3 protein-coding genes and 1 pseudogene are annotated in these 5,165 nt (G+C 63.3%); all 4 read right to left on the minus strand.

Annotated elements, in window-relative coordinates:
• Positions 1-372 precede the first annotated feature (372 nt).
• Positions 373-2,283: pseudogene (locus tag AC2VOG_RS13305) on the minus strand (APC family permease); the annotation flags it as partial.
• 439 nt (positions 2,284-2,722) lie between these two features.
• Positions 2,723-3,313: a suppressor of fused domain protein gene (locus AC2VOG_RS13310; RefSeq protein ID WP_486940368.1), complete on the minus strand. Its 591-nt coding sequence runs from the start codon at positions 3,311-3,313 to the stop codon at positions 2,723-2,725.
• Complete coding sequence (locus tag AC2VOG_RS13315; RefSeq protein ID WP_486940369.1) at positions 3,310-4,494, minus strand: ABC transporter ATP-binding protein; 1,185 nt, start codon at positions 4,492-4,494, stop codon at positions 3,310-3,312. The genes AC2VOG_RS13310 and AC2VOG_RS13315 overlap by 4 nt, the downstream gene beginning before the upstream one ends.
• A gap of 2 nt (positions 4,495-4,496) precedes the next feature.
• Positions 4,497-5,165: carbohydrate ABC transporter permease (locus AC2VOG_RS13320; protein WP_486940370.1), on the minus strand; the 669-nt coding region annotated here is incomplete at its 5' end.

Raw genomic sequence — 5,165 nt, forward strand, 5'->3', positions numbered from 1 at the left:
GTCCACCGATCAGTTTCATCAGGCCGATCAACGCATCGCTTATGCCATCGATCACGCCCAGCACCGCCGCGGAGGCGCCCAGCGCTCCGGTCAGAAATGCCGGCAACACCGACGTGGTCATTTCATGACCGGAATCTGAGAAAAAGCTCGCCGCCGCAACCGCTCCAACACCCGGGTGCAGCCAACGACGTCGCGATACCACTTTTTCGCCGGCGCGCGCATCGGCGACATCGCTGACATCCCGCGACGAAGCTGGAGACGGATCACATCCTTCGCGGTTGTGACTCATCGACGCCGACCGCCTCTCTGGACGCTTCGAGGTCTACCGGTTTCAACGCCGGACCCTTGCCCGGGGTTGGAGCTTTTGCGGGCGATCCGGGAACCGATGTCGTAGGGCAGGATGATTGCCGTCGCCGCCGGGATGCGACTGACCGCGCGAGCCATCTTGTCCGCGGTGCGGTCATGCAGCAGACGCCCCAACAGCGGCGAAAAAGTGCGTCGCGGCAGCAGGACGGTCACCTTGGCGTCCGGGTGGTCTCGGCGCGTCTCGAGCACGAAAAGCTGCGCTGCCCGAGGCAGGTTGCGATCGGGGCAATCGATCACCCGCAATTCGACCTCATGCTTGAACTGTTTCCAGCGCTCCTGCAACTGAGCCGAATGCTCGCTGTCGACCGCGAAATGCACCGGGATCACATCGTCAGCGTTGAGATCCTGTGCATAACGCAGCGCCTCCATCTCGGCGAAATCGACCGAATCCACAAATACGAGTACTCGTAATCGAGGGTATTCAGACAAATCGGGACGTGCGCTTCGCGAAAGCTCCAGCACCGAAGCCTCCGCCCGGTACTGCCGGTTGAGCCTGAGCAGCCCGAACACCAAGATGGGGAACACGACAACGACCAGCCAGGCGCCCTCGGTGAACTTCGCCACCACGAAGACTCCCACCACGATCGTCGACAAGATCCCCGCGCACAGGTTGATGACCAAGCTGCCACGCCAGCCCCGCTCGCGATGGGTGAAATGGTGACGGCTCATGCCGTAACCGGCCACCGAAAACGCGGTGAAAACGCCGATCGCATACAGCGGCACCAGCTTTGACACCGACGCGCCGGTCGCCAACAGCAGCGCTACAGCCAAGACGGCCAGCGTGATGATGCCGTTGGAGAATCTCAAGCGGTGACCACGTTTGGTCAGCGGTCGGGGCAAAAACCGATCCTCGGCGACGAAACTGGCCATCGCCGGAAACCCTGTGAAGCCGGTGTTGGCTCCGGTGAACAGGATCGCTGCGCTCGCTGCCTGAACCAGGAAATACAAGATGTTGCCCACGAGATCGTGGCCGAACACCACCCGCGTGATCTCGGACAACATGGACGGATACTCGGCGCGATACGGCGCAACGTGCGTGACATACGCCAGCCACGACACACCCGCCAACAAGAACCCGAGAATCAGCGCCATCAGCGTCAGCACGCGGCGAGCGTTGACGCCTTGTGGCTCGCGAATGTAGACGACCGCGTTGGAAATCGCTTCGACCCCGGTCAGCGACGTGCCGCCATTGGCGAAAGCACGCAGCACCACCAAGGCCGTTGCGCCCATCACCAGACCGCTGCCCTGATGCACCGGGACACCTCCGACCACATGCGCCGGGTCGAGCCGCGGTAAGCCCCAGATAGCCTCGCGGACGAGACCGGTGACGATCGTTGCCGTGATCAACGCGACAAACGAGTAGGTGGCGATCGCGAAAGTACGGCCCGACTGCCGCAACCCACGCAGGTTGGCCAGACAAATGAGCAGAACCACCGCCACCGTGATCTCAAGGTGATACGGCCGCAATTGCGGAATGGCCGACACCACGGCAACCGTCCCCGCCGCCGGCTGCACGGCAACGGTCACCACGTAATCGATCAGCAGAGCCGCGGCGGCGATCTGCGCCACCCGCGGTCCGAAATTGTCCCGCGCGACCACATATGAGCCGCCGGCCCGAGGGTAGGCCATGACAACTCCGCGATAGGACGCGGTCACCAACGCCAAAATCACCAAGATCACCCCGATGATGGGCAACAACAACACGAACGCCGCGATCCCGGCCGCCGGCAACAACTCGATCATGATCTGCTCGGGGCCGTATGCCGTGGACGAGATCGCGTCCGGGGCAATCGCACCCAACGCAAGAGAAGGCGACAGCCGCTGTGATTGCAGCTGATCAGTCGTCAGGGGCTGGCCAAGCAGACGCCGCTTCACAACGTCCGACAGAGAAGGGGCGGCACTGCGCCCATGGTCCATATTCAACGCTCACGTCCTCGCTGGTTTCGGCTCTTCACAAAGGCTTTGATGCGCCTTTAGGCGCGCGAGTCAGGAAAGACGTACCCTCCCCTCATCAATCCCATGCCGACCACCTGGTACCAAGCGCAAGTGAGAGGTTTGCGAGCCGGCAGCGTGGTCGGACCCGAGGGGACACGTCGTCGGAGAACAGACAGGCCGCAATCCTTGCCGGCATGGAGCGCAACGCATAAAGGCTTCCACCCTCTCAAGTCACTTCGAGACATAGGGGTAGAAGCCATCAGCGACTCGAGCCGACCAGTGGTCAACCGGAGGTGCATTAAGCGAGCTTCATCGCTTTTTCTGTGCCGTCGATTCTACAACAAGGATCCAGAGCACCAGCACCGGACCCGTGACTTCTCGGGCGCAACCAGACGACGCTGCCAGAGCGCCTGCCTGTCACTCAGTCAGGTTGCGCCGCAGGGCGATGGGGGTCCAACACGTCGACCCCGTCGCTGCGCCAGGCTTGCCGCATCGCATCGGCACCCTTGAGTCGCACCCAGGCCGCCTCGGTCGCGGTGATCGGCGTCGCCGACAGGAAGCGCACCGGATCCCGTGGCGGATCCAACGGTAGATCGGCAATGCCGCCGTCGCCCAACAACACCGCGGTGAACGGCACGCGCGACGATGGATGGGTCCACAGCGGCCCGCCGAGGTCGACCAGAGCGTCGACGGTCAGCACCACACCCTCGACCGCCGGTGCCGCCGCGACGATCGCCAGGCTACGGGCCAGCCCGGTGATGGATTTCGTATTGCGCAGGCGCAACACGACTTCGGCACGCGGGCCGAGTTCGGGGTCTACGACCACGGCGGCCGGGTCGACCATCGGATGACGCGAGCAGCCCAGCGACACGTAGCTCGCGGCGTTGTCGACGCGGTAACGCAGCACGTCGATCGGTTCGGCGCCCAGGAACGTCACGCTCGCGACATCGGGTGCGGCGCTGCCGAAATGGGCATCCAGGTGCGCACGCACCCGGTCCAGTGACTGGGTCACAGCGCCCCGGGTGCGACCGTCAAATTCGCCCCGGTATCGGGATCAAACACGGCGATATGCGTTGTATCGAAGGCCAATTCGAGCGTATCACCCTTGGCGGCCTTCGATGCCGCAGGCACCCGGGCGACGAATTCGACTTCCGCAGAACTAGATTGGGCGTCCAGACCGGATATCTCGGATAGCTGATCGGAGCACACGACCGGGCCCTCGGTGGTGAAGTAGACGTACCTGTCGGCGCCCAGCGACTCGACCATGTCGACCTTCACCTCGAAGCTCACTGCGCCGATCCGCTGATAGGCATCGATCAGCGCCGCGTCCTTCAGATGCTCGGGACGGACACCGACGACGACGTTCTCCGGCGCGTGGTGTGCGGCCAACCTATCGAGTATCGGCCGTGTGAGCGTCACCTCACCGAACGGCAGCCGCAACCCGATGGCGGTCATGGTGGCGGGAAAGAAGTTCATCGCCGGCGATCCGATGAAGCCCGCGACGAAGAGGTTGGCCGGCCGCTCGTACAGCTCATCAGGTGTCCCGATCTGTTGCACCACGCCGCCGCGCATCACCACCACGCGATCGCCCAGCGTCATCGCCTCAGTCTGGTCGTGGGTGACGTAGACGGTGGTGGTGCCGAGGCGTCGCTGCAACCGGGCGATCTCGCCGCGCATCTGCACCCGCAACTTCGCGTCGAGGTTCGACAGCGGCTCGTCCATCAGAAATGCCTTGGGTCGCCGCACAATCGCGCGGCCCATCGCGACCCGTTGCCGTTGCCCGCCGGACAGCTGCGCCGGCTTTCGATCCAGCACCTCGGTCAGATCGAGAATCTTGGCGGTGTCCTCGACCTTCTGGGCGATCTCCGTCTTCCTCATCTTGGCCAGCGTGAGCGGAAAGGCGATGTTCTGTCGGACGGTCATGTGCGGGTAGAGCGCATAGGACTGGAACACCATCGCGATGTCGCGGTCTTTCGGGGCCTTCTCGTTGACCCTTTCGCCGCCAATGCGCAACTCGCCTGAGGTGATATCTTCAAGTCCGGCAATCATATTCAGCGTCGTCGATTTTCCGCAGCCGGACGGGCCAACCAGAATGACGAACTCGCCCTCGGCGATGGTGAGGCTGAACTCCTGCACGGCCTGCGCGCCGTCGGGGTAACTCTTGGTCACCCGGTCCAACACGATCTCGGCCATCGTTATCCCTTCACCGCACCCGAAGTCAACCCCGCGACAATCCGTCGTTGGAAGACTAGAACAAACACGATAATCGGCACCGTGATCACCATCGCGCCGGCGGCTATCGACCCGGTCGGCTCCTCGAATTGCGAACTGCCGGTGAAGTTCGCGATCGCCACCGGCGCGGTGACCGCCGCCTTGGTGGCCGTCAGCGACAACGCCAGCAGCAGGTCGTTCCAGGCGAAGATGAACACCAGGATCGCCGTGGTGACGATTCCCGGCGCCGCCAATGGCGCGATCACCTTGCGGAACACCTGGGCCGTTGTCGCGCCGTCCATCCTCGCCGCCTTCTCCAGATCCCACGGGATCTCTCGAAAGGACGCCGACAGCGTGTAGATCGACAGCGGCAACGCGAACGTAATGTAGGGGATGATCAACCCGGGCCAGGTGTCGAACAACCCGATTCGGCGTTCGATGTTGAACAGCGGGGTGACCAGCGAGATAGCCGGGAACATCGAAATCATCAACACCGCACCGATCAGCACCCGCTTTCCGGGGAACTCCAGTCGCGCCACCGCATACGCCGCCATCGCGCCGATCACCACCGCGATCACCGTGGTGAGCACGCCGATCCCGACCGAGTTGATCAGCGCCGAACTGAAATAATTGCCGCGGAAAATTCCGCGGTA

The sequence above is a fragment of the Mycobacterium sp. TH-M11 genome (genome assembly GCF_057473725.1).

Excerpts from the sequence above, each read along its gene's own strand:
- AC2VOG_RS13315 (WP_486940369.1), bottom strand. The coding sequence starts at position 4,494 with ATGGCCGAGATCGTGTTGGACCGGGTGACCAAGAGTTACCCCGACGGC.